The sequence below is a fragment of the Sphingobium aromaticiconvertens genome (genome assembly GCF_037154075.1).
Classification (GTDB): domain Bacteria; phylum Pseudomonadota; class Alphaproteobacteria; order Sphingomonadales; family Sphingomonadaceae; genus Sphingobium; species Sphingobium aromaticiconvertens.
Genome location: NZ_JBANRJ010000001.1, coordinates 3,124,272 through 3,150,712, shown reverse-complemented (window position 1 = coordinate 3,150,712; position 26,441 = coordinate 3,124,272). Strand labels below are relative to the sequence as shown.

The 26,441-nt window shown below is 62.1% G+C and carries 30 protein-coding genes; 14 read left to right on the top strand and 16 right to left on the bottom strand.

Features of this window, described 5'->3' with window-relative positions; genetic code table 11:
* Positions 1-89 precede the first annotated feature (89 nt).
* The 4 genes from WFR25_RS15045 to WFR25_RS15030 all read left to right on the top strand — a co-directional run bounded on the left by WFR25_RS15045 (position 90) and on the right by WFR25_RS15030 (position 2,472).
* Positions 90-1,082, top strand: coding sequence for a DUF7064 domain-containing protein (locus WFR25_RS15045; RefSeq protein WP_336972017.1), 993 nt, complete (start codon positions 90-92; stop codon positions 1,080-1,082).
* Positions 1,043-1,684, top strand: coding sequence for a hypothetical protein (locus WFR25_RS15040; protein WP_336972016.1), 642 nt, complete (start codon positions 1,043-1,045; stop codon positions 1,682-1,684). Before WFR25_RS15045 ends, WFR25_RS15040 begins: the two co-directional genes overlap by 40 nt.
* On the top strand, positions 1,636-2,109 hold the full coding sequence (locus WFR25_RS15035) for a nitroreductase family deazaflavin-dependent oxidoreductase (RefSeq protein ID WP_336972014.1): 474 nt from the start codon (positions 1,636-1,638) through the stop codon (positions 2,107-2,109). Before WFR25_RS15040 ends, WFR25_RS15035 begins: the two co-directional genes overlap by 49 nt.
* Positions 2,110-2,184: 75 nt before the next feature.
* A complete protein-coding gene (locus WFR25_RS15030) occupies positions 2,185-2,472 on the top strand; it encodes a DUF1330 domain-containing protein (RefSeq protein WP_336972010.1) in 288 nt (95 codons plus the stop codon).
* A 14-nt stretch (positions 2,473-2,486) separates the two neighbouring features.
* Here WFR25_RS15030 and WFR25_RS15025 read toward each other — a convergent pair whose 3' ends face one another.
* From WFR25_RS15025 to WFR25_RS15010, 4 genes are read right to left on the bottom strand one after another with little or no spacing between them, the layout of a single operon-like run.
* Positions 2,487-3,302 carry an enoyl-CoA hydratase/isomerase family protein gene (locus WFR25_RS15025; RefSeq protein ID WP_336972008.1) on the bottom strand — a complete coding sequence of 272 codons (816 nt, stop codon included), beginning with the start codon at positions 3,300-3,302 and terminating at the stop codon, positions 2,487-2,489.
* Between the two features lie 52 nt (positions 3,303-3,354).
* Entirely contained in the window at positions 3,355-4,338 is a 984-nt protein-coding gene (locus WFR25_RS15020; RefSeq protein ID WP_336972007.1) for an alpha-ketoacid dehydrogenase subunit beta, read from the bottom strand.
* 7 nt (positions 4,339-4,345) lie between these two features.
* Positions 4,346-5,329 carry a thiamine pyrophosphate-dependent dehydrogenase E1 component subunit alpha gene (locus WFR25_RS15015; RefSeq protein ID WP_336972006.1) on the bottom strand — a complete coding sequence of 328 codons (984 nt, stop codon included), beginning with the start codon at positions 5,327-5,329 and terminating at the stop codon, positions 4,346-4,348.
* A 20-nt stretch (positions 5,330-5,349) separates the two neighbouring features.
* Positions 5,350-6,516, bottom strand: a complete 1,167-nt coding sequence (locus tag WFR25_RS15010) for an acyl-CoA dehydrogenase family protein (protein WP_336972003.1) — start codon at positions 6,514-6,516, stop codon at positions 5,350-5,352.
* A 182-nt stretch (positions 6,517-6,698) separates the two neighbouring features.
* Between WFR25_RS15010 and WFR25_RS15005 the strand changes: the two genes are divergently transcribed.
* Positions 6,699-7,541, top strand: coding sequence for an oxidoreductase (locus WFR25_RS15005; RefSeq protein ID WP_336972002.1), 843 nt, complete (start codon positions 6,699-6,701; stop codon positions 7,539-7,541).
* On the opposite strand, the gene WFR25_RS15000 is transcribed toward WFR25_RS15005, so the two are convergent.
* From WFR25_RS15000 to WFR25_RS14980, 5 genes are read right to left on the bottom strand one after another with little or no spacing between them, the layout of a single operon-like run.
* On the bottom strand, positions 7,538-8,623 hold the full coding sequence (locus tag WFR25_RS15000) for a DUF7064 domain-containing protein (protein ID WP_336972001.1): 1,086 nt from the start codon (positions 8,621-8,623) through the stop codon (positions 7,538-7,540). The genes WFR25_RS15005 and WFR25_RS15000 overlap by 4 nt on opposite strands.
* Entirely contained in the window at positions 8,620-9,129 is a 510-nt protein-coding gene (locus WFR25_RS14995) for a hypothetical protein (RefSeq protein ID WP_336971998.1), read from the bottom strand. Before WFR25_RS14995 ends, WFR25_RS15000 begins: the two co-directional genes overlap by 4 nt.
* A 4-nt stretch (positions 9,130-9,133) precedes the next feature.
* On the bottom strand, positions 9,134-10,198 hold the full coding sequence (locus WFR25_RS14990; RefSeq protein WP_336971997.1) for a phosphotransferase family protein: 1,065 nt from the start codon (positions 10,196-10,198) through the stop codon (positions 9,134-9,136).
* Entirely contained in the window at positions 10,195-11,418 is a 1,224-nt protein-coding gene (locus tag WFR25_RS14985) for an Rv3169 family protein (RefSeq protein WP_336971995.1), read from the bottom strand. Before WFR25_RS14985 ends, WFR25_RS14990 begins: the two co-directional genes overlap by 4 nt.
* 34 nt (positions 11,419-11,452) lie before the next feature.
* Positions 11,453-12,232, bottom strand: coding sequence for an SDR family NAD(P)-dependent oxidoreductase (locus WFR25_RS14980; protein WP_336971994.1), 780 nt, complete (start codon positions 12,230-12,232; stop codon positions 11,453-11,455).
* Positions 12,233-12,344: 112 nt separating this feature from the next.
* Between WFR25_RS14980 and WFR25_RS14975 the strand changes: the two genes are divergently transcribed.
* Positions 12,345-12,866 carry a VOC family protein gene (locus WFR25_RS14975; protein WP_336971992.1) on the top strand — a complete coding sequence of 174 codons (522 nt, stop codon included), beginning with the start codon at positions 12,345-12,347 and terminating at the stop codon, positions 12,864-12,866.
* Here the strand turns inward: WFR25_RS14975 and WFR25_RS14970 are convergent.
* Together WFR25_RS14970 and WFR25_RS14965 are read right to left on the bottom strand one after the other, a co-directional pair.
* The gene (locus WFR25_RS14970) at positions 12,853-12,999 is read right to left on the bottom strand and encodes a hypothetical protein (RefSeq protein WP_336971990.1); all 147 of its coding nucleotides are present in this window, start codon (positions 12,997-12,999) and stop codon (positions 12,853-12,855) included. The genes WFR25_RS14975 and WFR25_RS14970 overlap by 14 nt on opposite strands.
* Positions 12,996-14,318 (bottom strand): aromatic ring-hydroxylating oxygenase subunit alpha, encoded by a 1,323-nt coding sequence (locus tag WFR25_RS14965; RefSeq protein ID WP_336971988.1) that lies wholly within the window; start codon positions 14,316-14,318, stop codon positions 12,996-12,998. Before WFR25_RS14965 ends, WFR25_RS14970 begins: the two co-directional genes overlap by 4 nt.
* A gap of 125 nt (positions 14,319-14,443) precedes the next feature.
* Between WFR25_RS14965 and WFR25_RS14960 the strand changes: the two genes are divergently transcribed.
* The 5 genes from WFR25_RS14960 to WFR25_RS14940 all read left to right on the top strand — a co-directional run bounded on the left by WFR25_RS14960 (position 14,444) and on the right by WFR25_RS14940 (position 18,381).
* On the top strand, positions 14,444-14,773 hold the full coding sequence (locus WFR25_RS14960) for a hypothetical protein (RefSeq protein ID WP_336971986.1): 330 nt from the start codon (positions 14,444-14,446) through the stop codon (positions 14,771-14,773).
* 63 nt (positions 14,774-14,836) lie between these two features.
* Complete coding sequence (locus WFR25_RS14955; RefSeq protein WP_336971984.1) at positions 14,837-16,219, top strand: phosphotransferase family protein; 1,383 nt, start codon at positions 14,837-14,839, stop codon at positions 16,217-16,219.
* Positions 16,216-17,355 carry an epoxide hydrolase family protein gene (locus WFR25_RS14950; protein WP_336971981.1) on the top strand — a complete coding sequence of 380 codons (1,140 nt, stop codon included), beginning with the start codon at positions 16,216-16,218 and terminating at the stop codon, positions 17,353-17,355. The genes WFR25_RS14955 and WFR25_RS14950 overlap by 4 nt, the downstream gene beginning before the upstream one ends.
* 120 nt (positions 17,356-17,475) lie before the next feature.
* Positions 17,476-18,030 carry a MarR family winged helix-turn-helix transcriptional regulator gene (locus tag WFR25_RS14945; protein ID WP_336971978.1) on the top strand — a complete coding sequence of 185 codons (555 nt, stop codon included), beginning with the start codon at positions 17,476-17,478 and terminating at the stop codon, positions 18,028-18,030.
* A gap of 48 nt (positions 18,031-18,078) precedes the next feature.
* Complete coding sequence (locus WFR25_RS14940) at positions 18,079-18,381, top strand: YciI family protein (protein ID WP_336971977.1); 303 nt, start codon at positions 18,079-18,081, stop codon at positions 18,379-18,381.
* 25 nt (positions 18,382-18,406) lie between these two features.
* Here WFR25_RS14940 and WFR25_RS14935 read toward each other — a convergent pair whose 3' ends face one another.
* From WFR25_RS14935 to WFR25_RS14925, 3 genes are read right to left on the bottom strand one after another with little or no spacing between them, the layout of a single operon-like run.
* Entirely contained in the window at positions 18,407-19,435 is a 1,029-nt protein-coding gene (locus WFR25_RS14935; protein WP_336971974.1) for an NADP-dependent oxidoreductase, read from the bottom strand.
* Between the two features lie 11 nt (positions 19,436-19,446).
* Positions 19,447-19,845 (bottom strand): putative quinol monooxygenase, encoded by a 399-nt coding sequence (locus WFR25_RS14930; RefSeq protein ID WP_336971973.1) that lies wholly within the window; start codon positions 19,843-19,845, stop codon positions 19,447-19,449.
* A gap of 20 nt (positions 19,846-19,865) precedes the next feature.
* Positions 19,866-21,272, bottom strand: a complete 1,407-nt coding sequence (locus WFR25_RS14925; RefSeq protein WP_336971971.1) for an aromatic ring-hydroxylating oxygenase subunit alpha — start codon at positions 21,270-21,272, stop codon at positions 19,866-19,868.
* Positions 21,273-21,480: 208 nt separating this feature from the next.
* On the opposite strand from WFR25_RS14925, the gene WFR25_RS14920 reads away from it, so the two are divergent.
* From WFR25_RS14920 to WFR25_RS14910, 3 genes are read left to right on the top strand one after another with little or no spacing between them, the layout of a single operon-like run.
* Positions 21,481-22,335: a MaoC/PaaZ C-terminal domain-containing protein gene (locus WFR25_RS14920; protein ID WP_336971970.1), complete on the top strand. Its 855-nt coding sequence runs from the start codon at positions 21,481-21,483 to the stop codon at positions 22,333-22,335.
* 14 nt (positions 22,336-22,349) lie between these two features.
* Complete coding sequence (locus tag WFR25_RS14915) at positions 22,350-22,991, top strand: hypothetical protein (protein WP_336971969.1); 642 nt, start codon at positions 22,350-22,352, stop codon at positions 22,989-22,991.
* Positions 22,992-23,030: 39 nt separating this feature from the next.
* On the top strand, positions 23,031-23,813 hold the full coding sequence (locus WFR25_RS14910; RefSeq protein WP_336971968.1) for a tyrosine-protein phosphatase: 783 nt from the start codon (positions 23,031-23,033) through the stop codon (positions 23,811-23,813).
* A 75-nt stretch (positions 23,814-23,888) separates the two neighbouring features.
* On the opposite strand, the gene WFR25_RS14905 is transcribed toward WFR25_RS14910, so the two are convergent.
* On the bottom strand, positions 23,889-25,502 hold the full coding sequence (locus WFR25_RS14905) for an AMP-binding protein (RefSeq protein ID WP_336971967.1): 1,614 nt from the start codon (positions 25,500-25,502) through the stop codon (positions 23,889-23,891).
* Positions 25,489-26,421, bottom strand: coding sequence for a 3,5-dioxohexanoate:acetyl-CoA acetone transferase (gene kce, locus WFR25_RS14900; protein ID WP_336971966.1), 933 nt, complete (start codon positions 26,419-26,421; stop codon positions 25,489-25,491). Before kce ends, WFR25_RS14905 begins: the two co-directional genes overlap by 14 nt.
* Positions 26,422-26,441: the final 20 nt, after the last annotated feature.

Genomic DNA, 26,441 nt, shown 5'->3' with positions numbered 1-26,441 from the left:
AGCGTGATAAATGATGCTAGCATATTATGTGCCAGCGTCCTATCATGCCGTCAAAGCAAAGTTTCAGACGACAACATGGGAGAGGTTGAATGTCCGACACGGACTGGAACAGCAATCTGGGCGGTGGTTTTGGCAAGCATGTCGCCACCGATGAATATTTCCATGGCACGGGCGAACCTGCCGACTCGCTGACCGAGACGTGGTTCTGGAACTTCCACGTGCCAGAGGCGGGGATCAACTGCTTCGCCTATTGCTGGGTGCATCCCACGCTGAAGGTCGTGACGTCGGGCCTGATGATCTACAAGGGGTTCAAGGCCAGTCATCTGGAATGCGAACTGTTCGAGTTTCGCGACTTCATGTCGATCGGCGTGATCGGCGATGGCAGCGACATCCAACTACCCAATGGCTTGCGGGTGCAGACCATCGTGCCGCTGGAGCATGTCCGCCTGACCTTTGACGATCCGCAGCGCGAAACCAGCGTCGCAGTGGATATTCGTGGGGTCGGCGTGCCGATCATGCGGGCAAACAACAAGCATTTCGAACAGGTCATGCATGTGACCGGCGACCTGCTGCTGCGCGGCGAGGCGCACAAGGTCGATTGCCTTGCGGTGCGTGACCGTAGCTGGGCTGAACCGCGCCCGGAAAATCACAATCCTGCGCCGCCTTATACCTGGGTGACGGGGACGTTTGGTGAGGATTTCGCCTTCAATGTCGGGTCGCATGACGATCCCGATCGCGATCCCGACTGGAAGGGCGTGATGGCCCCGCCGTCGCGCATCTTCAACGATGGCTGGGTCGTGGTGAAGGGAGAGCAGCGCCGGGTGGTGAAGGCGTCCAAGCTGACGACGCGGACGGGCGACCGGCACAGCCCGGTCACGCACGATTACCGGTTCGAGGACGACAGGGGCGATCGCCATGCCGCCAGCGGCAAGCTGATCGCGCAGACCAACTGGGGCGGCTGGTCCAACATGACCTGTCATCTGGGGCTGGTCGAATGGGATTGGGATGGCCGCACCGGCTATGGCGAGAGCCAGGAAGTCCAGTGGAACGATTATGTGTGGAAAATGGCGCAGCCGCGATGACGGGGGTGCGTATCCTCGCCTGGATCGTGATCGCGATCATGGGCGTGAACATGGCCAATGTCATTCTGAATGGCGGCATGGATCATGGCGTGGGCTTCGATACCTTCCTGGCGGGCGCGTCGAACCCGTGGCAGTTATTCATCAACAATGACCTGGTCACGGGCCTGTTATTCATGGTGGGCTGGATCATCCTGCGGGAGCGGGGTGGGCGGGTGATGGATGTAGTCGCCTGGGTCTGGATGGTCATGTGGTGGGGCAATATCGTCGTGGCCGTCTATGTGCTGCGCGCGGTAGGGCAGGCGCGGGGGAACTGGTCTCGCTTCTTTCTCGGGCGGATGGCGGGTGTAATCGATGATGCACCGTCAGGCGTTCCTATACGCATGATGTGCGGTGTTGGGGCGTTGGCCGTGCTGGCCTGGACGATCGTGGCGGTTGCTGCGGCTCGTGGCGCCGTCATTCCGTGCTGGGATTTACGCCGATCATCCTGTCGCTCGCGCTGCTGGCCTTTCCGGCAAAGCAGGCCCAATCAACCCTTTGATCTGGAGATACGACCATGTCCGTGCCCGGTTTTGATGACATCCCAAAGGACATCAACCAGTTGATCGGTCAGCATATCAAGCAATATCTGACCGAGCCGGAAAAGGCGCATCTTTGGGATGCGCGGCCGGTCGGCCTGCCCGGAGAGGTGACGACGCTGCTGCTGACGACCATCGGCCGCAAGAGCGGCGAGCCGCGCCATGTGCCGCTGCTCTATGTTGATGATGGCGACGGCTATCTGATCATGGGATCGAAGGGCGGGAATGTGGAGCATCCCGTCTGGTTCCTCAATCTTCAGGCGAGCCCGGATTGCGAGATCCGGGTCGGTGCGCCGCCGGTCAAGGCAGGGGCTCGGGTGCTTACGGGTGAGGAGCGCGCCAAAGCGTGGGCGCGGATCACCGCGCGACACGACACCTATGCCAAATATCAGGCGCGCACCGACCGGGAAATTCCCGTAATCCGGCTGGAACCGACTGCTCTAGGTCTTTGATTTGGCGCGTTTTCCGAGTCAGCAGGTGATTCTACCCGCTTCGAAAACACTCTAGTTGAACTGAAGGAGAGGGCGATGCCTGCCTATATGGTGGTGGACGTGCGCTATGCCGACCTGGGCTGGACCGAGGCTTATCGGCGCGATGTGCCTGCGATGATCGCCGCGCATGGTGGCCGGTATCTGGCCCTGTCCCGCTCACCCGAACGGCTGGAGGGGGACGGCGAGGGGCCAGATACGCTGGCGATCGTGGAATTCCCGACAGCCGATGCGGCGCGGGCGCTGCTCGCCAGTGCAGACTATCGGCCTTATGCGGAAGCACGGCAGGCGGGGGCCAGGACGCAAATCTATCTGTTGGAGGGGTAGGTCGGCGTAATCCACTATTGTGTTGAGGGAAAGACCGCCGGGCGCTTTTCTATGAAGGCGCGGACGCCTTCGGTGAAATCGGGATCGCCCACGCAGGCAACTATGCCCGCCGTCTCCGCGTCGAGGATTTCGGCGAGACTGCGGGTCGGGGCTGTGTTGGTCATTGTCTTGGCCAGGATGATTGCGCGTTGGGGCGCGCGTGCGAGGCGCTGGGCCATTTTCATGGCCTTTTCCTCCAGCACATCCGCATCGACGACAGCATGCAAGATGCCAAGGCGCAGCGCTTCCGCCGCGTCCACCTTCGCGGCGGTCATCAGCAACATGCGGGCCATGCGGATGCCCACCACCTGCGGCAGGGCGGCGGTCACGCCCGCGTCGGGCGAAAGGCCGATCTTCTGGTGCGCGAACACGAAGACGGCGCTTTCGTCGCCAATCGCATAGTCGGCGATCAGCGGGTAGAACAGGCCCGCGCCTGCCGCCGCGCCGCGCACGGACGCGACGATCGGACGGTCGAAAGCGGCGATTGCCTCCACCAGCGTGCGGGCGCGGGGAAGCCGCTGGGCGAAATCGGCCCGACGGGTTTCCGCATCCTGCTCGATCGACTGGGCGAACCCGGCGACGTCGCCCCCTGCCGAGAATATTCGTCCTTCGCCGCGCACGAGAATGCAACGCACTGCCGGATCGGCCTGAGCCGCGCGGAACAGCGCGGTCAGTTGCGGGACTGTCGTGCTGGGGATGGCATTGCCGAATTGCGGTCGGTTGAAGGACAGGCGCAACACGCCCTCGTCCAATTCCACCAGATAGCTTTGATCGCCCGCCGATTGGATCATCTTGAAACTTCCTTGCGGCCCGGCCGTCACGAAGGACGGCCGGGCGGTCCGGTCAGGCCAGCGCAGCCTGAACGGCGACGCCAATGCTGTCGGGGGTGGGGGCGTGAGCCTGTTCCAGCGGCTTGGAGAAGGGCACGGCGCTATAGGCCGCGCCAACGCGCTGGACCGGCCCCTTGAGCGTGCCCCACAGTTCCTCCGTGATGACCGAGGCGATTTCCGCGCCGATGCCGAACTGTTTGACGGCTTCGTGGACGACGACCGCGCGCCCGGTTTTGCGCACGGAGGCGATCACCGTCTCCCGATCCCAGGGCGATATGGTGCGCAGGTCGACGACCTCCACCGATATGCCGTCCGCCGCCAGCTTTTCCGCCACGGCCAGGCTGTGCGTGACCATCAGCGAATGAGCGATGATGGTGACGTCGCTGCCTTCGCGCGCGACCTTTGCCTTGCCGATCGGGACGATAGTCTTGGTAAAGGGCGCGGGCGTCCAGTAACTGGGTAGGTTTTCGATGAACAATACCGGGTCGGGATCATCGATCGCCGCGCGCATCAGGCCATAAGCGTCGTTGGGCGTGGACGGCGCCACCACCTTGATACCCGCCGTATGCGCGAACCATGCTTCCAGATAATCGCTGTGCTGGCCGCCGGTCGAAAAGCCCGACCCGGTCATGGTGCGGATCACCATCGGCACGCCGGTCTGGCCGCCCGACATGAAGCGCAGCTTGGCGGCATGGTTGACGATCATGTCCATGGGCACGGCGATGAAGTTCATCAGCATGATTTCGGCGACCGGCTTGTAGCCGCCGACCGCCGCGCCGATGGCAGCGCCGATGATCGCCTGCTCGGAAATCGGCGTCGATTTGACCCGGTCCTCGCCATATTTGGTGGACAGGCCCTTGGTGACGCCCATGACGCCGCCTTCCTGTACGTCGCCTACTTCCTCACCCAGAATGAGGACGGTGGGATCAGCCTCCATCGCGTCGTGCAGGGCGAGGTTGATGGCCTCGACGATCGTCATTTTCTTGATCTCTGTCATGACATCCTCACGCAATTTCTTCGGCGAACACGTCGCGCTTCAGTTCGGCCAAGTCGGGGAAGGGCGCATCCATCGCGGCGGTCAGCGCCGCGTCGATGCGGGCGTCGATGTCAGCCTCGATGGCTTTGAGTGTTTCTTCGCTGGCAATGCCCTCGGTCACCAGCCGGGCGCGCAGGATCGGCATCGGGTCTTTCGTCTGCGCGTCGGCATAGAGATCCTTGTCCATATAGCCGCCGGATTCGCCCAGCAGATGGCCGTTGAAGCGGAAGGTCATCGCTTCGATCAGGGTCGGGCCCTCGCCTGCGCGGGCGCGGTCGATCGCGACCTTGGCCGCGCCATACATCTCGTCCGGGTCATTGCCGTTCACAGTAACGCCGGGCATGCCATAGCCCGCCGCGCGCTCCGAAATCTTCTCCACCACGCGCGAATAGGCGATGCTGGTATGTTCGGCGTAGAGGTTATTCTGGCACAGGAAGATGACGGGCAGCTTCCAGACAGCCGCCATATTCATCGATTCATGGAAGGCGCCGATATTGGCGGCGCCGTCGCCGAAGTTGGCGACCGAAACGCGGTTTTTGCCGTCGAGCTTGGCCGCCCAGCCAAGCCCGGTGGCGATCGGCATGGAGGAACCGACGATGCCCGTGGTCACCATCATGCCCTTTTCGGGGCAGGTCAGGTGCATCGGGCCGCCCTTGCCCTTGCAGGTGCCGGTGACGCGACCCGCCAGTTCCGCCCACAGCGCGTCGAGCGGAAAGCCCTTCGCCAGCATGTCGTGGATGCCGCGATAGATGGTGCAGATATAATCGTCATCGGTCAGGCTGACCGACAAAGCGGAGGGGATGATCTCCTGCCCGCGGGGACTGTAATAGGGCATGACCAGCTTGCCGGCCATCATCTGCTTGATGACGCGCTCGTCATTCTGCTTGATGAGCGCGGCTTTCTTATAGATTTCCAGTAGCGTCGCCGCATCCGGTTTGGGATAGTTGGACATGGACCTCTCCTTGGTCTTGTTCAGTATGATTTTGGCAGGTCGAGTACTTTTTCCGCGATGAAGCTGAGGATCAGTTGCTCCGTGATGGGTGCGATGCGCAGCAGGATGGATTCGCGGAACAGCCGTTCGACCTGATATTCGGTCGAATAGCCCATGCCGCCATGGGTCATCACGGCGCGGGTGCAGGCATCGAAAGCGGCGCGGCCGCCAAGCAGCTTGCCCGCATTCGCCTCTGCGCCGCAGGGCTTGCCCTGGTCGTAGAGATTGGCCGCGCGCATGATCATCCAATAGGCGGATTCCAGATAAGCCCAGTTTTCCGCGAGTGGATGCTGGATGCCCTGATTCTGGCCGATCAGCCTGCCGAATACCTTGCGCTCGCCCGCATATTTCGCGGCGCGGGCGAGCGCGCCGCGGCCAAGGCCCACCGCCTCGATGCCGACAAGAATGCGTTCGGGGTTAAGGCTGTGGAGGATATAGTGGAATCCCTTGCCCTCTTCGCCAATCCGATCCTCTTCAGGCACGAAATAATCGTCGATGAAGGTCGCGTTGGAATCGACCGCGTTGCGGCCCATCTTCGGGATGCGGCGAACTTCGACCTGGGTCTTGTCGAGATCGGTGTAGAAGAGCGTCATGCCGTCGGTTGGCTTCTTGCACTGGTCCTTGGGCGTGGTGCGGGTCAGCAACAGGATCTTGTTGGCGACCTGGCCCGATGAGGTCCAGATTTTGCGGCCGGTGACGCTGTAGCCGCCCGGCACTTTGGTCGCGAAGGTCGTGATGCTGGTGGTGTCCAGGCCCGCATCGGGTTCCGTCACGCCAAAGCAGGCGCGGTCTGTGCCGGCGACAAGGGGCTTGAGCATCCGCTCCTTCTGTTCGGGCGTGCCATGCACCACGACGGCATGCGGGCCGAAGATGTTGAGGTGCAGCGTGCTCGCCGCCGAATAGCCGCCCGCGCTGCACGAAACTTCATGCATCATGATCGCGGCTTCGGTGACGCCCAGATTGGCGCCGCCAAACTCCTCCGGCATGGTGATGCCCAGCCATCCGGCATCGGCCATCGCCTTGTGAAATTCAAAGGGGAAGGTCTTTTCCTGGTCGCATCGCGACCAATATTCGTCGTCGAACTGATCGCAGACCTTACGCACGCTGTCGCGAATGCTTTCATGGTCTTCGGAAAAACTGATGTCCACCTAATCCCTCCCGTTCGACTGGTCGGCGGATGTGTCGCCGCTGCCGTCGCTTGTGGTACGCATTCTTACTATATGCTAGATTGCATAAGTCAAGGCCGTCGCGAAGCATTGCGGCCTTGGTGGTCATATAGTAATCTTGCATATTATATAGAGGTGTATCATTGAAGGTGGGAGAGCGAAGAATGACGGGTTGGGGTAAAAAAAGCTGGTTCATTACGGGAGCTTCAAGCGGATTCGGCAGAGCGATCACGCGGGCCGTGCTGGCTGAGGGCGGGCATGTCATTGCGACGGCGCGCGATATCTCGACGCTTGATGAACTGGTCGCAGCGTCCGATGGACGGGCGAAAGCGGTGGCGCTGGACGTAAGCAATCCCGTGCAAATCGAGGAGGCTATGGCTGCCGCGCGCACCCTTGGCGGTTTCGACGTGCTGCTCAACAATGCCGGTTATGGATTTTTGGGCGGCGTGGAGGAAAGCACGGACGCGGAGATCGAGGCGCAACTGGGCGTCAATTTCTTTGGTCCGTTGCGTCTGATGCGCGCGGCCCTGCCTGATTTGCGCGAACGCGGTGGCGGCTATATCGTCAACATGTCCTCGATCGGGGGCATGCGCGGGCATATGGGCGCGGGCTTTTATGCCGCATCGAAATTCGCGCTGGAGGGGGTGTCCGAGTCGCTGGCGGAGGAGGTCAAATCCTTTGGCGTGGGCGTGCTGATCGTGGAGCCGGGCTATTTTCGCACCGACTTCTCTGGCCGATCTATCGCGCAGGCTTCCGCGCCGCATCCGGCCTATCCTTTCCTGGCGAAGATGCGTGATCGGGCCACTGGCGTCGATGGCATACAGGCGGGCGACCCCGCCGCCGCTGCGTTCGCCATCTTCGCGGCGATGGACAGCGAAGCGGCGCCGCTCCGCCTGCTATTGGGGAGCGACGCCTATGCCTTTGCCGATGATGTCCTGAGCAACCGGCGCGCCGAGATTGATGCCTGGCGCGTTGTGTCGGAAAGTACGGATTTCCCCTCGAGTTAAAGGCCGAACTTGCGGATATGGTGCCCGCCGAAACTGTCCATCAGGTCGCCATGTCCCGTCAGGCCGTCGCAGGTCAGTTCCATGAAATGCATATAGGTGAGGAGGTTCTGCCAATACATTTTGGGTATCATCGCGACGGTGCTGGCGGTGAAGCGATGGACCTCTCCGCGATCATCCTCGATATCGACCTCGAACGCGCGGACGAGCAGGCGGCTATGCTCATCGAACAGGGTGCGGGTGTCGATCCGCACCACCGGACGCAGTACGCCATCGACCGAGATCCAGCCGCTGCGCAGGTTGAGGCTGGGCGTGCTGCCGCCCGATTCCCACTTGTTCGCGCCGGTGCCGTCGGAACCGCCGATCCGTTTGTGCCATTCGGGGCCGAACTCTGGCCCATCAAGCATACCGGTGTCGATCCACGCGATGACGAAGCTTTTGTGGATGCCGCCCTGCGCGTCATTGATCCAGCCGGTCATCCAGCGATAGGGCGGCGTGCGCTCGGGTTCTTCGGGGCGGTTATAGCCCCAGGACCGATCGCGCATATAATGGCCATCAATCGGATAGGCGACGCCGTCCAGCACCACCTCGCCCGATGTCTTGAGCAATTGGGTGAAATGCTTGCCGCCCGGTCGACCGACCGGCGGCAGCGCGGCGCGGTAGTTCAGGCGTAGCGAGAAGTTGCGGCTGGGATCGTCCGCCTCGATCACGATGTCGTTCAGTGGATCGACGATCCGCGAGCGATAGGTCATTGACCCGGCCTCGACCGTGAAGTCCGCTATGTCCGCCGGGGCGGGCAGATAGAGATGTTCCTTGAAATAGTCGGCCGACAGTTGGTGCGGTAATATCCGTCGTCCCTTGTGGACGAAGATGTGCAGCGACATGGTCTGGAGCGCGTGATGCCAGAGCAGGTAGATATTGCAGTTGATGTCATGCTCGGGAATGTCGAAGCCATAAAGGTTGGTCTCGATCGCGGTGAAGTGCGCGTCCGGCTCTACGGGGTGAAGGTAGTCGTCCTCCGGCAGCACGGGGGCGAAGGGTACGCTGGCGCCGGTATAGCTGCTGGCCTTCCAGTTGCTGGTCATCGTCTTGGTCCCTTGTCTTCGAAAGCGGGGTGAATGAGCGTGCCTTCGGCCTGAACCTCGGCAGCGAGATAGGTACGGATGGCGGCGCGGATGGCCTGATAGGCGGGGTCGGCCTTGCGGGGGTCGCGCTGGTCCTGAAGGAAGATCAGCGCATCCTGGATCGCCTGTCGAAGCAGGGACGCGCGGGCGCCCATGATGCTGAGCGACGGGTAACGGGCATCCGGCGCGGCGGCTTGCGCGAGCGCGGCCTGGATGGCGTCGCCTGGATCGGCATCGCCCGCCGTGGCAAGATAGGTAGCGATGTCGGCCAGCAACGCCCGCTGGACAAGGATGTCGTCCGCCAAGATTTGCCCCTCCTGCTCGATCCGCAGGGCGACATGGCGCAGCAGATGGCCGATTGTGGCGAGCGCGCTGCGGGCGGTGGTGGTCTGCACAGCAGGCTCGACCACATCGACCAGCGTCGCTTCGATAGTGCGTATGATCTGCGCGGCGGAAGGATGGATCATCTCTCTATTCCATGTCCACGGAGATATTGAGCTGGGCGAAGCGCGCGGCGGAAACGGGCGGCGCCATGCCCATGGCAGAGGCGAGGATATATTTGGCGAGATGCTGGACCTCGCTCGCCGTCCAGCCCTGCCGGATGTGGGCATCGGGGCGGCGCAGCGAGGCGGCTGAATTATGCGACATGATTGCGAGGCGCAGCGATCGGATGAGCTGATAATATTGCACCGACTGCGGGCTGATGCGGATACCGGTGAGGTCCGCATAATGGTCGAGCGCCGGGCCGAGGCCCCACAGCATCTCGCCGTCACGCTCTATCTCCACAAGGAAGCCCTGCATGAAGGCGAAGTCCGACGCCGGGTCGCCGATCGTGACTTCCTCCCAGTCGCTGAGCGCAACCAGTTGGCCGTCGCGGAAGACTTCCTCGCCATAGCCGTTGGTACCCTTGCATAGGCCGAGGCAGGGCGCGGGCGGGGCATGGTCGGTCAGCCATTCGATCGCTTCGAGCAGCAGCGGGATCGGCTCGGTCGCGAGCGCCAGATATTGTGCGCGGGCATGGCGGAGCGCGCAGGCGGCGGCGTCGGCCTTGTCACGCGGGACGGGCAGCCGCTCGCCAAAGCCCAATATGCGCCAGTCGAGCGCATGAACGCGGGCGAGCGCGGCGACATGCGCCTTGGCCATGGCGATGCGCAGGTCGTCATAGGCAGGGTCGGGATCGGAGAAATGGGCGATGTTCCAATCACCGTCGATCTTCTCGCGGGCGTAGAAAGGGCGATCGGTGCGGGCCGGATCATCCTCCCAGAACAGCGCGCGTGCGGTCGGTACGTCCGCCTGCCCCAGCCGGTCATAGACGAAATATTCCAGATCCAGCGGATTGGGATCGGTGCTGCCGGCCGGGAAATCGCTGCGCAGCACCAGTTCGCGTTCCGGTCCGTTGTCGATCCGGCAGGTGACGAAGCGCGTCTCACGCGAGGAGCCGCGCGGGAAGCCCTCGACCTTGTCTACCGTCACCTGTCCGCCCAGATGGATGGACAGGATCGGCGCCAGTTCAGCCGCCGTGAAGTCCATGGTCATTCAAATCCATAGGGCGCGTAGGGACCGTTGATGAACAGCTCAACTTGCGCGGCGCCGGTGCTGACCGATCCGTCCGGCGCATGGGTGGTGACGCGGGCAAGATATTCCGGTCCCTGCACCTTCTGCCCGCCATTTTCGGTGCCGGTGCCTTCGCCGAAATTGGTCGCAGCCTGCTCGCCGCGCACCTTGTTGGGGGTATAGTCGAAGGGCTGGACCGAGAAATCAAACTGGTCCCATTCCAGCGCCAGTTCCTCTGACCCATGATAGGTGAAAAAGGTGCCGCCGTCGCTCCAGCTACCGGGGTGATAGCCCATCGTCTGGACGACCCAGGGCATGCCGATTGCCTCGAAAACGACGCGCCACTGGCCGCCGCTCCCGTCCTCCAGATGGACGGTCGCCTGGCGCATGATCCGCGTGCCGGGATGGAATTCCACCTCGTGTCGACCGCTGGTCAACTCGATCGGCTCGCCATCCCAGCCGCGGAAGATGGTGCCGCCAAAGGGGGTGCCGAAGACGTCGTTCATCTTGCGCTGCTCGCCATCGGCGGTTTCGTGCATGTGGAAGAAGCCACTGAACGGATCGGTCCGGAAACAGGTCCAAAAGCGCAGCGCGCGTTTGGGACCGGTGTCGGGCTTGCGCGGGGGCAGCAGCGAGGCAACCGGGGAGAGCGGGGGCCGTTCCGCATAAAGGCCCCAACTATGATCGCGCGCGGCGGACCATTTGGCCGGGTCGACTTGCCATGTCCGGTCGCCCAGCTTGATCCAGCCGCTCGCCTTGCCCGGCTGCGAATAGCGGGTCTGGTCGGTGGTGCGCCGCCCGCGATGTTCGGCGACATGATGATCCTCCAGAAAGGCGGGGGAGGTGCCTTCCCATATAAGGTCGAAGCTCAGGCCGCTGCCATTATCCTCCAGCACCAGCCGCATCTGGTGCAGCGGCTTGGTAAACTCGACGCGCCACGGGCCGATGGCGACGTCGAAATTGCCGCGCCAGCAGCGGTTGAACCGTACTGTGGTCTGGTGGCCTGCCACGTTGAGCAACGCATAGCCGCCGATCATGTCGCTGTTGGGATTGATCCGCGCGCCGGTGGCCAGGAACACGCCGTCATCGGGGCTGAAAACACCGAAATAATAGCCATCGTCCCAATTATAGTCGGTCGAAGGAATATGGCTGAACGTATAGGGTGCCTGATGTACCGGATATTCGTCATAGGGTGTCAGCATGGCCTGGCTCCTTTTGCGATGGGAAAGAGGGCGATCAATGCGGGGTCAGCCCGCCATCGACGAACAGCTCCGCGCCGGTGACGTAGGAGGCCGCGTCGGACGCGAGGAAGGCGACGACAGCGCCCACCTCCTCCGCATTGCCCATGCGGCCCATGGGGATGGCGTCGCGCAGCGCCTGCACTTGTGGCAGGTCGGCCTTGGCGTCGCTGCCGAGCAGCATTTCAGTGGCGTGCGGACCGGGATGGACCGAATTGACGCGGATGCCCGATCCGGTCTGTGCGAGGTGGATCGCCGCCGACTTGGTCATGTTCGCGACAGCCGCCTTGGTCGCCGCATAGGAGGTGGTGATGGCGCTCACCCGCTGGGTCGAATTGGATGAGATGTTGACGATCGCGCCGCCGCCCGCCGCCTTCATCGCTGGAATGGCGGCCTGCATGCCGCGAAAGGGGCCAAGCAGGTTGATGTCGAGGATCGCCTGGAAATCCGCCACCGTCAGATCCTCGATCGTCGCGGCGGTGGCGATGCCCGCATTGTTGACGAGAATGTCGAGTTGGTCGAAGCGTTCGACCGTGGTGGCGACCGCAGCGGCCCATGCCGCTTCATCGCGCACGTCGAGCGTGGTGAAATACGCGTCATGGCCCGCATCGCGTAATTCCGCTGCGGTCTGCTCGCCCCGCCCAGTCAATATGTCGGCGATCATCACCTTGCCGCCGCCTTCGCAGATCGCCCAGGCGCAGGCCGCGCCCAAGCCCCGCGCGCCGCCGGTGATAAGGGCAATCCTGCCATGCAGGTCGGGACTTTTGGTCCGGCGCATCCTCTCGCTCCAATGTTTTTTGCGTGAGTCATTCTCATCGCGCATATAGAGTGCTAGCATATGATATTGGAGATAACTAGTGGGCATCACCCCAGTAGGAGAGGATAAGCCGATGGCCGACAAACCCATGAGCCGTATCAACCAGATTGCCTATATGGTGCCGGACCTGCACGCCGCGATCGATTGGTGGACGCAGGTGATGGGGGTCGGCCCCTTCTTCATCTTTCCGACATTCGACGTGACGAAGGGCGATTATCGCGGACAGGCGCATATCGCCGAATTTGGCGCGGCGATCGCCTATTCGGGCGATCTGATGGTGGAACTGATCGAACCGCGCGGCCCTTCGATCTTTCAGGAATTCCTCGCAGACGGGAAGACGGGCATCCATCACCTATGTGTTTTCACCGATGATCTGGCGGAGACGGAACAGTGGATTGCGCAGCGTGGGGGAACGCGCTTGCAGGGCGCGACGTTTGCCGATGGCTCGACGCTGGCCTATTTCGCCATGGATGCCGCCAAGACGGTCATTTTGGAAGTCGCCCAACTCAAGCCCGAAGTACAGGGGCTGTTCGCTGCGATTGAGCAGGCGGGCGCGAACTGGGATGGCGTGACGAAGATATTCAGTCTTCCGTGAAATTCATTTCCACCCGCAAGCCGTTGGGGCCGACCGCGAATATCTGCCGCAGCCCCACCGACGCCACCACATTGATGTCATGAGCAAGGCCCATCTCACCCAGCCTTTGGATGACGGCGACAGGCGCGGTCATGCGGCGCTCCGACTATTGGCGGGTGGACGATAGCCCGCAATATAGCGGTCGATCATCGCGTGATATTGCGTGATCCGCCGTTCCTGATTGGCAAGGATCGCGCCGCGATAGCCGCGTGAATACAGGGCCTTCTGCTGGCCCGCCATGACCCAGGCGTCGCCGTCCAGCACCACGCCCAGGCTTTTGTCGCCATAGTCGATAATCTCGCGCTCGACCGGCTTTCGGGCCTGTTCGCCGTCCAGTGTGACCAGTGACTTGTGCCAACTCATGTCGCCGAAATTATAATACCAGCTATCGAAGATGCAATGTTCCGGGTCGGTCGGATGCGGCATCGCGCGGAGGAACAGCATGCCGTCCGCGTTGAGCGAGGTGGCGAAGTTCGGGAACAGCGTATAGTGGAACACATCCGTCAACTGGGCGTCGCTGAGTCGGGCATAATGGTGCAGCCCGCGCTCGGCATAGAGGGCGCGCTTCTGCCTCTGCACCGCCTCCCGTGGGTCGCGCTCGCGCCCCCGGAAGGCTTGCGGATCGAGATCCCATCGTTCCAGATCGGACGCGACCGGTTCGGTCAGCCGGTTCTTGTGCGCGGGCAGGCGATGGGCGGGCAGGCAGCATTTGGTCTGTCCCAGCGCATGGCCGTTTTCATATAGTTCGATATGGGTTTCGAGATAGCTGTCCTCAGCATATTCGATGCCTTCGGGATGGGCGGTGGGTAGATGATAAGTCTCATGGAAATTGTCGAGCAGCAGCTTCCAGTTGCACGGCATGCGGACGGAGGTCGCCTGCACGCGAGTCATATTCTCCAGCGGATAGACTGACCAGGCGTCCCAGATTGGTCCCAGCGACTCGCGCAGGGAGGCGCAGGCCGGGTCCATGTTGATCCAGACGAAACCGGAAAATTGTTCGCAGGGAATGTCCGCCAGCGAAGCATGGGCGCACGGGTCGCCGCCCGGAAAATCCTCCGGGTCCTGAGCATAGCTGCACCGGCCATCCAACTCGAACCGCCAGCTATGATAGGGGCAGGTGAAGGAGGGCATGCTGCCTTCGGGTTCGATCACCAGTCTGTTCCCGCGATGCTGGCAGACATTGTATAAAGCCTTGATCCCGCCATCATCCTGACGGACGATCAGGATGGACTCGCGCCCGATTTCCTCCAGCATGAAGTCGCCGGGTTCGGGAATTTGGTCGGCGCGGATCGTGATCAGCCAGCTCTTGGTCCAGACATTGTCCCATTCCGCCTCCATGAAGGCGCGTGATGTGTAGCGATCACCACCAAGGGGGCGAGCCGTGCCGGGGTGAATGCCATGCGTATTGATCATGCAACGTTCCTCTCTCCATGGGCGGCTTTGTGATTATGGTCTGCAGGCAATCCGTATGTTAGAATACTAATATAGAGAGCAAGCCTTGCCAAGCGCTATGCCGCACTGAAAAATGGAGAGGATCAATGGGGCAATCTGGCGTGCCGGGCACGGCGCGATGCCATGACCTGCTGGCGGCCCACTGGTTGCTGGCGGGGCAGCGGCCGCAGGCAGGGGCGGTGTCGTGCCCGGTGCCGTTGGCGGAACGAATGCGTCAGGCCGCGGCTGCAGGCTTTACCGGGATCGGCCTTAGCGAAGTGGAACTGGTTCATCATGTCACCCTGCATGGCGCCACGAATGTTCGGGCGATGCTGGACGATCATGGTCTGCGCCATGTCGAGTTGGAGGCGTTGACGGACTGGTGGCTGGACGAGGATGCGTGGCTTGCCTCGCTCGACAGGGTGGATGCACGGTAGGCATTGATAAACTACGCAATCATACGGTAAGCATGAGTACATACTATGTGAGAGGTGCCTATCGTGACGAACGCCCGATATCTCTGGAGTGTGGCGCAGGGGTTGCGGACGCAGGTCCGCCCCAGTGTCGAGGATAGTGGCGCGCGCGATGCGCTGGACAATGGCATCCGCATCCTCACCACCATGGCGAATGCATTGGAGCCGGGGCAGGCAGGGGCGTCTGCCGATGCGGATACGGACCGGCTGGGTGGACCGCCAGAAAATGCCGCAGTCCATCGCGATACCGGCGGCACGATTGCTGAAGCAGCGGAGAAGCTGGACAGGGGAGCGGCGCCTGCCACCTTGCGCGATGCGATCCAATGGGAAAAGTCCTTGCTGGACGCCGCCATCGCCCGGATAGATGCGGTCGAGCGTGCAGCCCCTGCGAGTGAAAGTGCAGGTGCCAGCACAATCGATCCGATGCGTTTGCAGGCTTATCTCCGGCAACGACCGGGATGCGGAGAGGTGACGATCACCAGCTTTCGCCTGATCGCGGGTGGGCGGTCGCGCCAGACCGCGCTGCTTTCTATTGCGGGTGGCGGAGACGTGCCGGGCGATATGGTGATTCAGCGCGGCATCCCGGGTCAGGCGGGTAGTGATGCGTTCCTGGGTGAAGCGGGGCAACATCGCCTGCTGTCTCGCCTCCACGCAGCAGGCATGCGGGTGCCGCGCCCCATATTAGTGGAGAATGATTCGAGCTGGCTGGATGCCGCTTTCCTGCTCGCCGAGCAGGTGGTGGGCGCGCCGGTCCAGCCCGATTACTGGCTGCCTGCCGAGGAGGAGGGGGTTGTTTTGGGTCTGGCGCGCGAAATGGCGCTGCTGCACGCCCAGCCGGTGGAGACGGTGGGTGAGGGGTTGCGCGCGGCGCGCGACCGGCATGATATGGAAGGCTGGCGGATGGAGATGGAACAGCTCGCGTCGAGCTGGACGGAGAAAGCGCACTGGCCTTCCGTCACCATGTCGGCAGCGATTGCCTGGCTGCGCGACAATGCCGATTGCCTCGACGACCGGCGCGCCATCGTCCATAACGATATGATCTTTCACAATATCCTGGCGCGCGATGGCGAGATTACGGCTGTGCTGGACTGGGAGCAATGCGCGATCGGCCATCCGGGCGAGGATCTGGGCTATTGCTATCCGGTGGTCATTGCCGTGACGGACTGGGCGCGGTTCATGGACGCCTATCGTGCGGCAGGGGGTGCGGATATTCCCCAGCGGCAGATCGACTATTTCGCGTTGCGCGCTGGGTTGCGCCTGATGAATCTGGTGATGGTGGGTGGCCGCGATTCCTTTGAAAACGGCCTTAGCGACGATATTCTGGTCGCCAGCGCGGGCGCGCATTTCACCCAACGGCTGCTGCATCGGATTGCCTTCGTCCTTCACTCCATATTGGAACGCGCAGAATGAGCGAGCCTGTCAGACCTTTTACGCTGGCCATTCCGCAAGCCGATCTGGATGACCTTCAGCGTCGCCTGATCCATGCGCGCTGGCCAGAGCATGAGACGGGCAAGGGGTGGGATCAGGGCGTGCCGGTCGCCAGGTTGCGTGCGCTGGTCGACCATTGGCGGCAGGATTATGACTGGCGCCGGTGTGAGGCGATGCTGAACGACTTTGGCCAGTTCAAGACCGTCATCGACGGACTGGACATTCACTTCCTGCATATCCGATCGCCCCATGAAGGCGCGATGCCGCTGCTGCTGACGCATGGCTGGCCCGGATCGGTGATCGAGTTTCACAAGGTCATCGGCCCGTTGAGCGATCCGGTCACTCATGGCGGAGATGCGGCGGACGCCTTTCACCTGATCGTGCCGTCGCTGCCGGGCTATGGCTTTTCGGGTAAGCCGGAGGGAATGGGCTGGGGCGTCGAGCGGATCGCGCGGGCGTGGGCCGAACTGATGCGACGGCTGGGCTATGATCGCTATGTGGCGCAGGGGGGCGAGTGGGGATCGGCGGTCACGGTGTCGATGGGCGTCCAGGCACCGCCGGGATTGATCGGTGTTCACCTCAACATGCTGTCGATCATGCCGCCCGATCTGGGGGAAGAGATCGATGCGGAGGAGCAGGCCGCACTGGCGGCATCGAAACATTTCGCTGACATCGAATCCGCCTATGCCCGGTTGCAGGCGACCCGACCGCAGACGATCGGCTATGCGCTGGCGGACTCGCCGGTGGGGCAGGCGGCATGGATCTACGAAAAGCTGCGGGGCTGGAGCGATTGCGATGGCGAGCCGGAGACGATCTTCACGCGCGATGAGATGCTCGACACCATCATGCTCTACTGGCTGAACAATAGCGGCGCGTCATCGGCGCGGCTCTATTGGGAGAGCATGGGCAGTTTCCGCCCGATGGCGATCGACCTGCCTTTGGGATACAGTCAGTTTCCCCGCGAAATTCTGGCCCCGCCGCGTAAATGGGCGGAGCGCGTGTTCAGCAATATCATCCACTGGAACAATGTGGACAAGGGCGGCCATTTCGCGGCTTTCGAGCAGCCAGGCCTGTTCGAGGAAGAAGTCCGCACCTGCTTTCGCCCCTTGCGCGGATAATATCATGTGAATGATATAGAGGCATATCGTATGCGCTTGACGATTTTTGCTGCATCATTGCGCCTATTACGCCATGATGCACAGGCGCGGTTTTGCGCATCACTATGAAGATGAACGAGAATGAAGAGCAAAAAACAGACTCCCAGCAAGACCGAGAAACCCAAGAACAGGCCGTCAGCCCAGCAATTCACTTTCGGCTATCTCGTCCACGACGTGTCGCGCATCCGGCGCACGGTCATGGATCAGATGATGCGGCCTTATGACATCACGCGCTCACAATGGTCGGTGCTGACCACATTGTCGCGCGGCGGCAATGACGGCATGATGCAGGTCGATCTCGCCCGGCTGATGGAAGTGGGCAAGGTCACGGTTGGCGGTCTGGTGGACCGGCTGGAGGAATCGGGCCATGTCGAGCGTCGCGCCGATGCGACCGATCGTCGGGCCAAGCGGGTGTTCATCACCGAACAGGGTTTCAGCCTTATCGGCCTGATGGTCGAGGTGGCGTCGCAGATGAACCAGCGCGTGCTGGCAGGGGCGACCGAAGAAGAAATCGCCATTTGTGAAAAGGTGCTGGCGCTTGTTAAGGGCAATCTGAAGCAGGTGCTGATCGAACAGGGCGGCGGTGCTGCACTGGAAGAAAATGCCGGGCAACTGGACGAAGTCGGCGCCAAATAAGGCTGACCTCTTCGCGCTGGAAACGAACGACTGACAGGGGTTGGATGCATGTTCTTCATCATATTGGCGGCGGACCGTCCGGGCCTGCTGGAAAAGCGGCTGGAGCATCGCCAGCGGCACATCGACTATTGGGTCGGGCAGGGCGATGCGCTCAAAGTCGCGGGCGCGATGTTGAGTGGCGATGGACCCGATGCAACGCCGATCGGCAGCAGCTTCCTGATCGAAGCGGCGGACGAAGCCGCTGCCCGCGCATTGGTCGCGGCTGACCCGTTCACGCTGGAAGGCATTTTCGAGGATGATCTGACGGTGCAGCCGATTCGCCCGGCGATCGGCGTGTGGCGGAAGGAGTGATCCTGTCGTCCAATATCGATCGGCCCTAATCCTCCCCGATATAGATCAGCGTTTTCCCCGCATTGGTGCCTGAAAACAGTGCTTCCAGCGCAGCAGTGACCTGGTCCATGCCTGACTCCACCACCTCGTCATGGTTGAGTTGACCGGCGAGCAGCATGTCGGTCAGTTGGTCGATCGCTTCGCCAAAGCGGTCGACATGATCGAAAATCACGAAGCCGGTCCATGTCAGCGCGCGCATCAATATCTCGCGCTCGTTGCGCAGGCCGGTGGGTGGCGGGGACCAACTCGGCGTCGCGGCCGTGCCGCATTGGATGATCCGGCCGAAGCGGGCCATGTTGCGGATCGCTGTGTCGAGGATCGGGCCGCCTGTGTTGTCGAAATAAATGTCGAACCCTTCCGGGCGCGCCTGCGCCAGAGTCATCGCCAGATCCCCGCTTTTGTAGTTATAGGCGGCATGATAGCCAAAGCGATCGACGCAACGCGCAACCTTCTCCTCGCTGCCGGTCAGCCCCACGACATGGGCGCCTGCTTGCCGCGCAATCTGGCCGACCACGCTGCCGACCGTGCCGGCGGCGGTGGAGACCAGGACCGCCTTGCCTTCCGAGGGCGGGGCGATGTCGTTCAGCGCCAGCCAGGCGGTCACGCCAGGCATGCCCAGCACACCGGCATAGGTAGAGAGCGGCGCGCGCGGTTCGGGGATATGGGAAAGCAGATCCGCGCGGGTCGCCAGCGCATAATCCTGCCAGCCCAGGAAGCCATAGACCACGTCGCCCGCCTTGATGGTCGGTTCCCGGCTATCGGCCACGACCCCGACCGCGAGCGCGCGCATCGGCGCGTCTATCGGCGTCAGCGCGGGGTTTGAGGCCCATCCACGCTGCACCGGATCGGCGGACAGATAAAGGTTGCGGACCAGAAACTGTCCATCCTGTGGCGTGGCGACCGGCGTTTCGCGCAAGGCGAAGTCGCTGGCCTGCGGACTGCCCACGGGACGGTGCGCCAATACCATCTGGCGATTGCGGTTGCTGGTCTTGAAAGGGGGAAACAGGCTGGTCATCGGGTCGTTTCTTAGAGGAAGAGGGTGGGCTGGCTGGCGTCCTGCGGGTGCACTGTCGAAGGCCCGGCCGGGTAAAGATCGAAGATCGAACGATCGCCCTCCAGCCCGTTCAGCAACTCCATCGTCATCGGCGCGCTGCAACAATCGAGCATGGCGCGCACCGCCTGCTTGAAGCCCTCATCCTTGCGTAGTTCGGTGACGACCGCCTCGTCGCGATAGGATTCCAGCACCACCAACTGGTTGGGATCACGCGCCCAGCCATAATAGACGAAATGGGTCATGACCTCGATCGCCCCGGCATGGGTGCGCCACAGTCCGTCCCAGATGGCTAGGAACGCCTCGCGCTTGTCCGGCGCGATCGTCCAGCGGGAGATGAACAGATTGGGGGCGGTGTGAATGCGGCTTTCCATGATGGGCCTTCCTCCTCGGATCAGTGGCGGCCGGGGGCATCGGCAGGATTGTCGCTCACATAGCGCGCAAGCGTCTGGTGCAGGTGGCGGATGCGGACCTCCTGATAGGCCGAATAGATGATATCCGCATCGCCGCCATCGCGCATGCCCGCCTGACACTGGCGCAGGCCGTTCACGTCCTGATCGTAAATTTCACCATGCCAGGGCGGCAACACGCCAGCACCCGCAAAGGTGTCCGCATCGCCCAGTTCGACCCGCTCGACCTCTGGCAGATAGTTGGGGTCTGCCGGTTTTGGTTTGAAGATCATGAACTCGAACGTCGCGCGATTGGGATCGCCGCGCACTGGCAAGAAACGATAGACATAGGGATAGCCGAGCGAACGGAAGATCACGATGTTCGGAAACAGCGAATATTGCACCGCGTCGCCCGCTTCGGCGTCCGACATGGCGGAATAGTCGACGCCATGGGCTTCGCTCATGGCCGCGCGCATGCCGGCTGCCATGAAATGACGCGCCTTCATGCCGTCTTCCAATGTCGGCGGCGCGGCGCCCGCGAACACGACCGAGAGAGCGGAGTTCAGGATTTCCTGCTCCGACAGGGCGTTGGGCAGTTGATCGCTCATGATGCCGGTGGGTTCCATGAAGCGGCTGACATGCGGGTCGTCGGCCCAGACATCATATTGGGTGCTGGCGTCGCCGCCAAAGGGCAGCGCCTGCGCGTGGATGCCCGCCAGATGAAAGGATTCCAGAAACGCCTCGATGCAGGTCTTCCAGTTGGCGTCGATCGTCTTGCGGATCACGGTCGCCAGATATTTGTCGGCAAAGGACCAGTCGGCGAAATGATCGGGAATATGACCCATATACTCAGCCAGCGGCGGGGCGTCGGCATCGCGGTTGATGAAGACGAACCCGTCCCAACATTCGACCTGCGCTTGCGGCAAGGTCATATTCTCATCCTTCAGGCCCGGAAAATCCCAGCGTGAGGGGACATGCGCCAAAGTGCCGTCGAGGTTCCAGGCGAAGCCGTGGAAAGGGCAGGACAGCTTGGCAACGCTGGTATCCTCGGCGCACAATTTCATGCCGCGATGCAGGCAGCTATTATAATAAGCGCGGATGTCGTCCGGTGCGCTGCGCACGATGATGAAGGATGCGCCGGGGCTGTCATAGACGACGCAATCGCCCACTTCGGGGATCTGCTCCTCACGGCAGGCGAATTGCCAGATGCGCGGCCATAGCCGCTCCTCCTCCAGCGCGGCGAAGGCGGGGCTGCGATATTGATCGCGCGATACGCGGGTGACGGGGACGTCGACCTCCGAATATTCGCGCAGCACGGCAGGCGCCTGGATCGGGTCATCGGCGATCACCTGCTGGAAAAGCGGGGCGGGGCTTGTCCGATAATCGGGCGCGATCTTGGTCTGGCTACCCATATTTCCTTCTCCTCGGATTGACGGGATGGGCATGCCAGCATGGCTGTCCTCCTCTTTCCTTCAATCATACGCTTCCATACGATGCTGTCAATCTAGTATGCTAGCATAGTATTTCTGGGCTAGCATTCCGGATTTAAGATTGCTAGCATATAGTTCTATTACGAACCAATGATAATGGCGCGCATGTGCCGGAGGGGATGGCGGCTTCATGGACATTGAAAAAATCAGGACGATGGCGATCGAGCCGATCGTCCAGTCCTATGACAAGCGGGACACGATCCTGTTCGCGCTGGGTCTGGGCTATGGCGCGGACCCGCTGGATGAAGGCGAATTGCCCTTCGTCTATGAAAAGGATCTGCGCTGCCTGCCATCCTATGCGAATATTCTCTGCCACCCCGGATTCTGGGCGCAGGATCCGCAATTCGGCATGGACTGGGTCAAGATCCTGCATGCCGAGCAGGACCTGGTCATGCACAAACCGTTGCCCGCGACGGGGACGATCAGGGGCGAATATCGAGTCGCGGGACTGGAGGACAAGGGCGAAGGGCGCGGCGCATTGCTGCATCAGGAAAAGCTTCTGTACGACATCGCCAACGGCGATCATCTGGCGACCGTGCGATCGACCCTGTTTCTCCGCGGCAATGGCGGCAAGGGTGGTTTTGGCGACCGCATGGCGCCCGCCGAGCCTGTGCCCGATCGCAGGCCGGACAAGGTCGTCGAGATCGCGACCTTGCCGCGCCAGGCGCTGATCTATCGTCTCAGCGGCGACTGGAACCCGCTCCATGCCGATCCGGCGATTGCGCGCAAGGCAGGGTTCGACCAGCCGATCCTGCATGGCCTGTGTACCAATGGCCTGGCCAATCGCGCGATCCTTGCCAGCTATTGCGACAATGACGTGGCACGGTTCAAATCCATGTTCGTGCGCTTCAGCAAGCCGGTGATGCCCGGCGAAACCATCCGCTTCGAATTTTTCGAGGAAGGCGGCGGCAAGCTGCGTTTTCGCGCTGTCGCCGTGGAACGGGACGCTGTGGTGCTGGACCGTTGCTTGGCCGCCGTCGCCTGAAAGGAATGCCCGTCATGCGTTGCCTGATCCTTTATTATTCCATGACCGGACAGGCAGAAAAAGCCGCCATCCTTGCCGCCGATGCGGCGCGAGTTGAAGGGTGGGACGTGGCGTTGTGCCGCATGTCCATGAGCGATCCGGCCGACGCGCTGGCCCGGCCGATGAACATCGCGGTGTCCAAAAAATGGACGCAGGGCGCGCAGAAGGGCATGATCGTGCCGCTCGCCTATGATCCGCCCGATGCGATCGTCCAGCGCTATGATGCGGTGCTGCTGTTCAGCAACACCTGGGGCGATCATCCGTCGGTGCCGGTTCGCTCCTTCCTGCAAAGCGCGGAGGCGAGGGCGGTGCTCTCCGACACGCCCTTTGGCGCGTACATCGTGTGCCGCCGCCTCTGGGAAAAGAATCTGGGCATCGTGCAGCGGCTTGGTGAGGCGGCGGGCGGGCGCTTCATCGGTGGCGAGCCATTCATGCATCCCGGTGGCCAGATTGGCAGTCTGATCCAGACCATCACCTATCTTTATCGCACCGATGGCGGACGAAAACGCTTTGCGGGCTTTCCATTGCCGCGCTACGGCTTGTCGGATGAAGCGATGGTGCGCGTTGCGCCCTTCACGCGCGAATTGCTGGCACGGGTCGGATCGTCCGCGCGTTAAGGTGGGCGGCAACGCAAGAACGACGGAACCACATCGGATATGACAAACGCGGCGCAGTTATTCGACCGGATCATTCCGCTGGAGGGCGGCCATAATTTCCGTGATATTGGCGGCTATCCAGTCGCTGACGGGCGAATGGTGGTGCGCGGCCTTGTCTATCGGTCGGGCACGTTGTCGGAACTGTCCGATCGCGACCATGCCATAATGGATGCGCTGGGCCTTCAGGTCATTTGCGATTTCCGCTCGACTCGTGAGCGCGAGCGTCGGCCATCGCGCCTGCCGGAAGCTGCTCGCTACGAGATATGGACGCGTGATCATCCAATGAGCGCGGGCGACTTGACGGAAGCGATGCGTCTCCCAGAGGCGACACCGGAAACGTCGCGCGCGATGATAATCGAGGCCTATCGCGACTTAGCCTATGAACAGGTACCTTCCTATCGCGAGCTGTTCCGGCGGATCGCCGATGGCCCCCTGCCGCTGGTCTTCCATTGTGCGGCGGGTAAGGACCGTACCGGAATTGCCGCCGCGCTGCTGCTGGACCTGTTGGGTGTGGCACGCAATTTGGTGCTGGAGGATTACGCCATCACCGATCGCTTCTTCGCGCGCGGGTGCGAGCTGGTGGCGAAGGACCCGTTCGGCACCAAGCTGGCGGGGATAGACCAGCGGATCTGGGAGCCGATGATGCGCGCTGATCCCGCCTATCTGGCGGCAATGTTCGAGACGGTCGAAGCACGCCATGGCTCAGGCGAAGGCTTCATCCGCGATGAACTGGGACTGGATGATGTTGCGATCGGCGCTATTCGGGAGCGCTTGCTCGCCTAGATTCTTTGTTTGCCGCGATTTCTTTATCATCAGATGAGTTCATCTGACTAGAAATCGCTCATCCCGGTGCGGTGCCTATCCCGCCCGTTCGATGAAATATTTGCGGATCATGGCGCGTTGCACCTTGCCCGATGCGGTGCGGGGCAGGGGCACGCCGACCTCTATCCGCCGGGGAATCTTGTACGCTGCGAGCGACAGGCGCGCGAAGGCGATGACCTCCTCTGCCTCGACCGCATGGCCGGGGCGCAATTCCAGCGCGGCAGTGACGCCCTCGCCCCATTTGGGATGGGGCAGGCCGAAGACGGCGCAATCGAGAATGGCGGGATGGTCGCGCAGCACCGCCTCGACCTCGGCCGGATAGACATTCTCACCACCCGATACGATCATGTCCTTGATCCGGTCGGTCAGGAACAGAAAGCCGTCCTTGTCCAATCGACCGCCATCGCCCGACCTGTACCAGCCGTCGATCAGGGCTTCGGCCGTTGCTTCGGGTTTGTTCCAATATTCGGTCAACAGGCTTGGTCCATTGACCCATATCTCGCCAGGCGTGTCGATGGGGAGTAATGCCGCATCCGGCCCCCGGACGGCGATGCTGAAGCCGGGCAGGGGTCGACCGACAGAGCGCAACCGGGTCGGATTGCTGGCGTCATGTTGATCGGGGCCAAGGATGGACATGGTGCCCGTAATCTCGGTCATCCCATAATATTGCAGGAAACGGCAACCGATCCGGTCGACCGATCGCTCCAGCAGGGCCGGGTCCATCGACGCCGCGCCATAATGGATGCCGCGCAGGGTCGGCACGCGCACGCCGCGCGCATCCATCTCACCGATCAGTCCGCGAACCAGCGTCGGCACGATGAAGGTGCGGGTGATGCCATGAGCCAGGCAATTGTCGAGGATCGTCGCGGAGCTGGTGTCGGCGATGACATGCGCCGTCGCGCCACGCACCAATGCCGTGCAGACCCACGACATGCCGCCGATATGGAAGGAGGGCAGGGGGGAAAGAAGAACCTCGTCATCGCCCCAATCGGAAAAATAGCCCGACCTGTTTTCGATGTGGCGGTGAATGCCGAATGCATATTGCGATGTCACCACGCCCTTGGGGCGGCCGGTGGTACCGCTGGTATAGAGTTGCAGACAGGGTGCATGCGGATCGAGGGGCAGGCGCGGCGCGGGGGGGGCTGCCAATATCCGGGCGCGCAGTCCCTCCGGCCCGTCATCATCCACGACCAGCAAGGGCAGGGCGGATCGGTCGGCCTCCCTTACCAGCGGCACGAATTCCTGATCGGAGATCACCAGCGTGACCGCGCTATCCTCCAGCACATAGCGGGTTTCCGGTGGGGTGTTGCGCCAATTGATCGGCACCATGACCGCGCCCGCCCGCATCGCGCCGATCAGCATGAGGAAGAACAGGTCGTTATTCTTGCCGATATAGGCAAAGCGCCCGCCTGCGCGGACGCCATAGTCGGCCAGCAGCGTCACCGCCGCGTTGCAGCCCCGGTCGAGTTGCGCATAGGTCCAACTGCGCGCGCCAAAGACAATCGCGGTCTTGTCTGGCGTGGGGGCAGCGAAGCTGTTGGGATATTCCGACGGCAGGATGAAGCCGCTTTCGTCCAGCACCGGGCCTTGGGCAAAGGCCAGCCCGTCGGCCACGTCCCCGGCGGTAGAGGCGATGTCAGAAGGCGACATCGTCGCCCCCCTTGGTCTGCATCATCGCCCGCGCATCTTCCGGCGTGGCGATGGTCAGGCTCAGTTCCTCCAATATGCGGCGGATCTTGGCGACCTGAACCGCGTTCGACGTCGCCATCTGACCCTTGCCCGCATAGAGACTATCCTCCAGCCCGACGCGCACTGATCCGCCAAGCAGCGCCGATAGAGTGACGAGACGCATCTGGTGCTTGCCAGCCGCCAGCGCCGAAAAGATATAATCCTCTCCAAATAGCCGGTCGGCGGTGGTTTTGAGGTGCATGACATTTTCGGGATCGGGGCCAAGCCCGCCAAGGATGCCGAAGACGCCCTGAATGAAGAAGGGCGGCTCGACCATCTTGCGATCCACGAAATGGGCGAGATTGTAGAGATGCCCAACATCATAGCATTCGAATTCGAAGCGGGTGTCCTGTGCCGACAATTCGGTCATTGCCCGTTCGATCTGGGCAAAGGTGTTGGACAGGATGAAATCCTTCGTCATGTCCAGATAGGGTTTTTCCCAATCATATTGCCAGTCGGATATCTTCGCGCCTGCTCCGGAAATATTGAAGTTCACCGACCCCATATTCATCGAGCAGACTTCCGGTTTGAAGGTCTTGGCCGGGGCCAGCCGGTCGTCCAGGCTCATGCCCAACCCGCCGCCGGTGGTGATGTTGAGAATAGCATCGGTCGATTGCTTGATGCGGGGCAGGAACTGGCGGAATAGTTCCGGGTCCTGGCTCGGTTGGCCGGTTTGCGGGTTGCGCGCATGCAGATGGAGCATCGCTGCGCCCGCTTCTGCCGCCGCGATCGCGTCCGCCGCGATCTGGTCCGGTGTAATCGGCAGATGGGGTGACATGGTGGGGGTATGGATGGAGCCGGTGACGGCGCAGGTGATGATGACCTTGTCGGTACGCTTCATGATGATCTGGCGTCTGACAC

Excerpts from the sequence above, each read along its gene's own strand:
- WFR25_RS14925 (WP_336971971.1), bottom strand. The coding sequence starts at position 21,272 with ATGGGTAGCCAGACCAAGATCGCGCCCGATTATCGGACAAGCCCCGCC.
- WFR25_RS15030 (WP_336972010.1), top strand. The coding sequence starts at position 2,185 with ATGCCTGCCTATATGGTGGTGGACGTGCGCTATGCCGACCTGGGCTGG.
- WFR25_RS14970 (WP_336971990.1), bottom strand. The coding sequence starts at position 12,999 with ATGACCGCGCCTGTCGCCGTCATCCAAAGGCTGGGTGAGATGGGCCTT.
- WFR25_RS15005 (WP_336972002.1), top strand. The coding sequence starts at position 6,699 with ATGACGGGTTGGGGTAAAAAAAGCTGGTTCATTACGGGAGCTTCAAGC.
- WFR25_RS14920 (WP_336971970.1), top strand. The coding sequence starts at position 21,481 with ATGGACATTGAAAAAATCAGGACGATGGCGATCGAGCCGATCGTCCAG.
- WFR25_RS15035 (WP_336972014.1), top strand. The coding sequence starts at position 1,636 with ATGTCCGTGCCCGGTTTTGATGACATCCCAAAGGACATCAACCAGTTG.
- WFR25_RS14935 (WP_336971974.1), bottom strand. The coding sequence starts at position 19,435 with ATGACCAGCCTGTTTCCCCCTTTCAAGACCAGCAACCGCAATCGCCAG.
- WFR25_RS15020 (WP_336972007.1), bottom strand. The coding sequence starts at position 4,338 with ATGACAGAGATCAAGAAAATGACGATCGTCGAGGCCATCAACCTCGCC.
- WFR25_RS14965 (WP_336971988.1), bottom strand. The coding sequence starts at position 14,318 with ATGATCAATACGCATGGCATTCACCCCGGCACGGCTCGCCCCCTTGGT.
- WFR25_RS14905 (WP_336971967.1), bottom strand. The coding sequence starts at position 25,502 with ATGTCGCCTTCTGACATCGCCTCTACCGCCGGGGACGTGGCCGACGGG.
- WFR25_RS15000 (WP_336972001.1), bottom strand. The coding sequence starts at position 8,623 with ATGACCAGCAACTGGAAGGCCAGCAGCTATACCGGCGCCAGCGTACCC.
- WFR25_RS14960 (WP_336971986.1), top strand. The coding sequence starts at position 14,444 with ATGGGGCAATCTGGCGTGCCGGGCACGGCGCGATGCCATGACCTGCTG.
- WFR25_RS15025 (WP_336972008.1), bottom strand. The coding sequence starts at position 3,302 with ATGATCCAATCGGCGGGCGATCAAAGCTATCTGGTGGAATTGGACGAG.
- WFR25_RS14975 (WP_336971992.1), top strand. The coding sequence starts at position 12,345 with ATGGCCGACAAACCCATGAGCCGTATCAACCAGATTGCCTATATGGTG.
- WFR25_RS14915 (WP_336971969.1), top strand. The coding sequence starts at position 22,350 with ATGCGTTGCCTGATCCTTTATTATTCCATGACCGGACAGGCAGAAAAA.
- WFR25_RS15015 (WP_336972006.1), bottom strand. The coding sequence starts at position 5,329 with ATGTCCAACTATCCCAAACCGGATGCGGCGACGCTACTGGAAATCTAT.
- kce (WP_336971966.1), bottom strand. The coding sequence starts at position 26,421 with ATGAAGCGTACCGACAAGGTCATCATCACCTGCGCCGTCACCGGCTCC.
- WFR25_RS14930 (WP_336971973.1), bottom strand. The coding sequence starts at position 19,845 with ATGGAAAGCCGCATTCACACCGCCCCCAATCTGTTCATCTCCCGCTGG.
- WFR25_RS14995 (WP_336971998.1), bottom strand. The coding sequence starts at position 9,129 with ATGATCCATCCTTCCGCCGCGCAGATCATACGCACTATCGAAGCGACG.
- WFR25_RS14940 (WP_336971977.1), top strand. The coding sequence starts at position 18,079 with ATGTTCTTCATCATATTGGCGGCGGACCGTCCGGGCCTGCTGGAAAAG.
- WFR25_RS14945 (WP_336971978.1), top strand. The coding sequence starts at position 17,476 with ATGAAGAGCAAAAAACAGACTCCCAGCAAGACCGAGAAACCCAAGAAC.
- WFR25_RS14990 (WP_336971997.1), bottom strand. The coding sequence starts at position 10,198 with ATGACCATGGACTTCACGGCGGCTGAACTGGCGCCGATCCTGTCCATC.
- WFR25_RS15045 (WP_336972017.1), top strand. The coding sequence starts at position 90 with ATGTCCGACACGGACTGGAACAGCAATCTGGGCGGTGGTTTTGGCAAG.
- WFR25_RS14985 (WP_336971995.1), bottom strand. The coding sequence starts at position 11,418 with ATGCTGACACCCTATGACGAATATCCGGTACATCAGGCACCCTATACG.
- WFR25_RS14910 (WP_336971968.1), top strand. The coding sequence starts at position 23,031 with ATGACAAACGCGGCGCAGTTATTCGACCGGATCATTCCGCTGGAGGGC.
- WFR25_RS14980 (WP_336971994.1), bottom strand. The coding sequence starts at position 12,232 with ATGCGCCGGACCAAAAGTCCCGACCTGCATGGCAGGATTGCCCTTATC.
- WFR25_RS14950 (WP_336971981.1), top strand. The coding sequence starts at position 16,216 with ATGAGCGAGCCTGTCAGACCTTTTACGCTGGCCATTCCGCAAGCCGAT.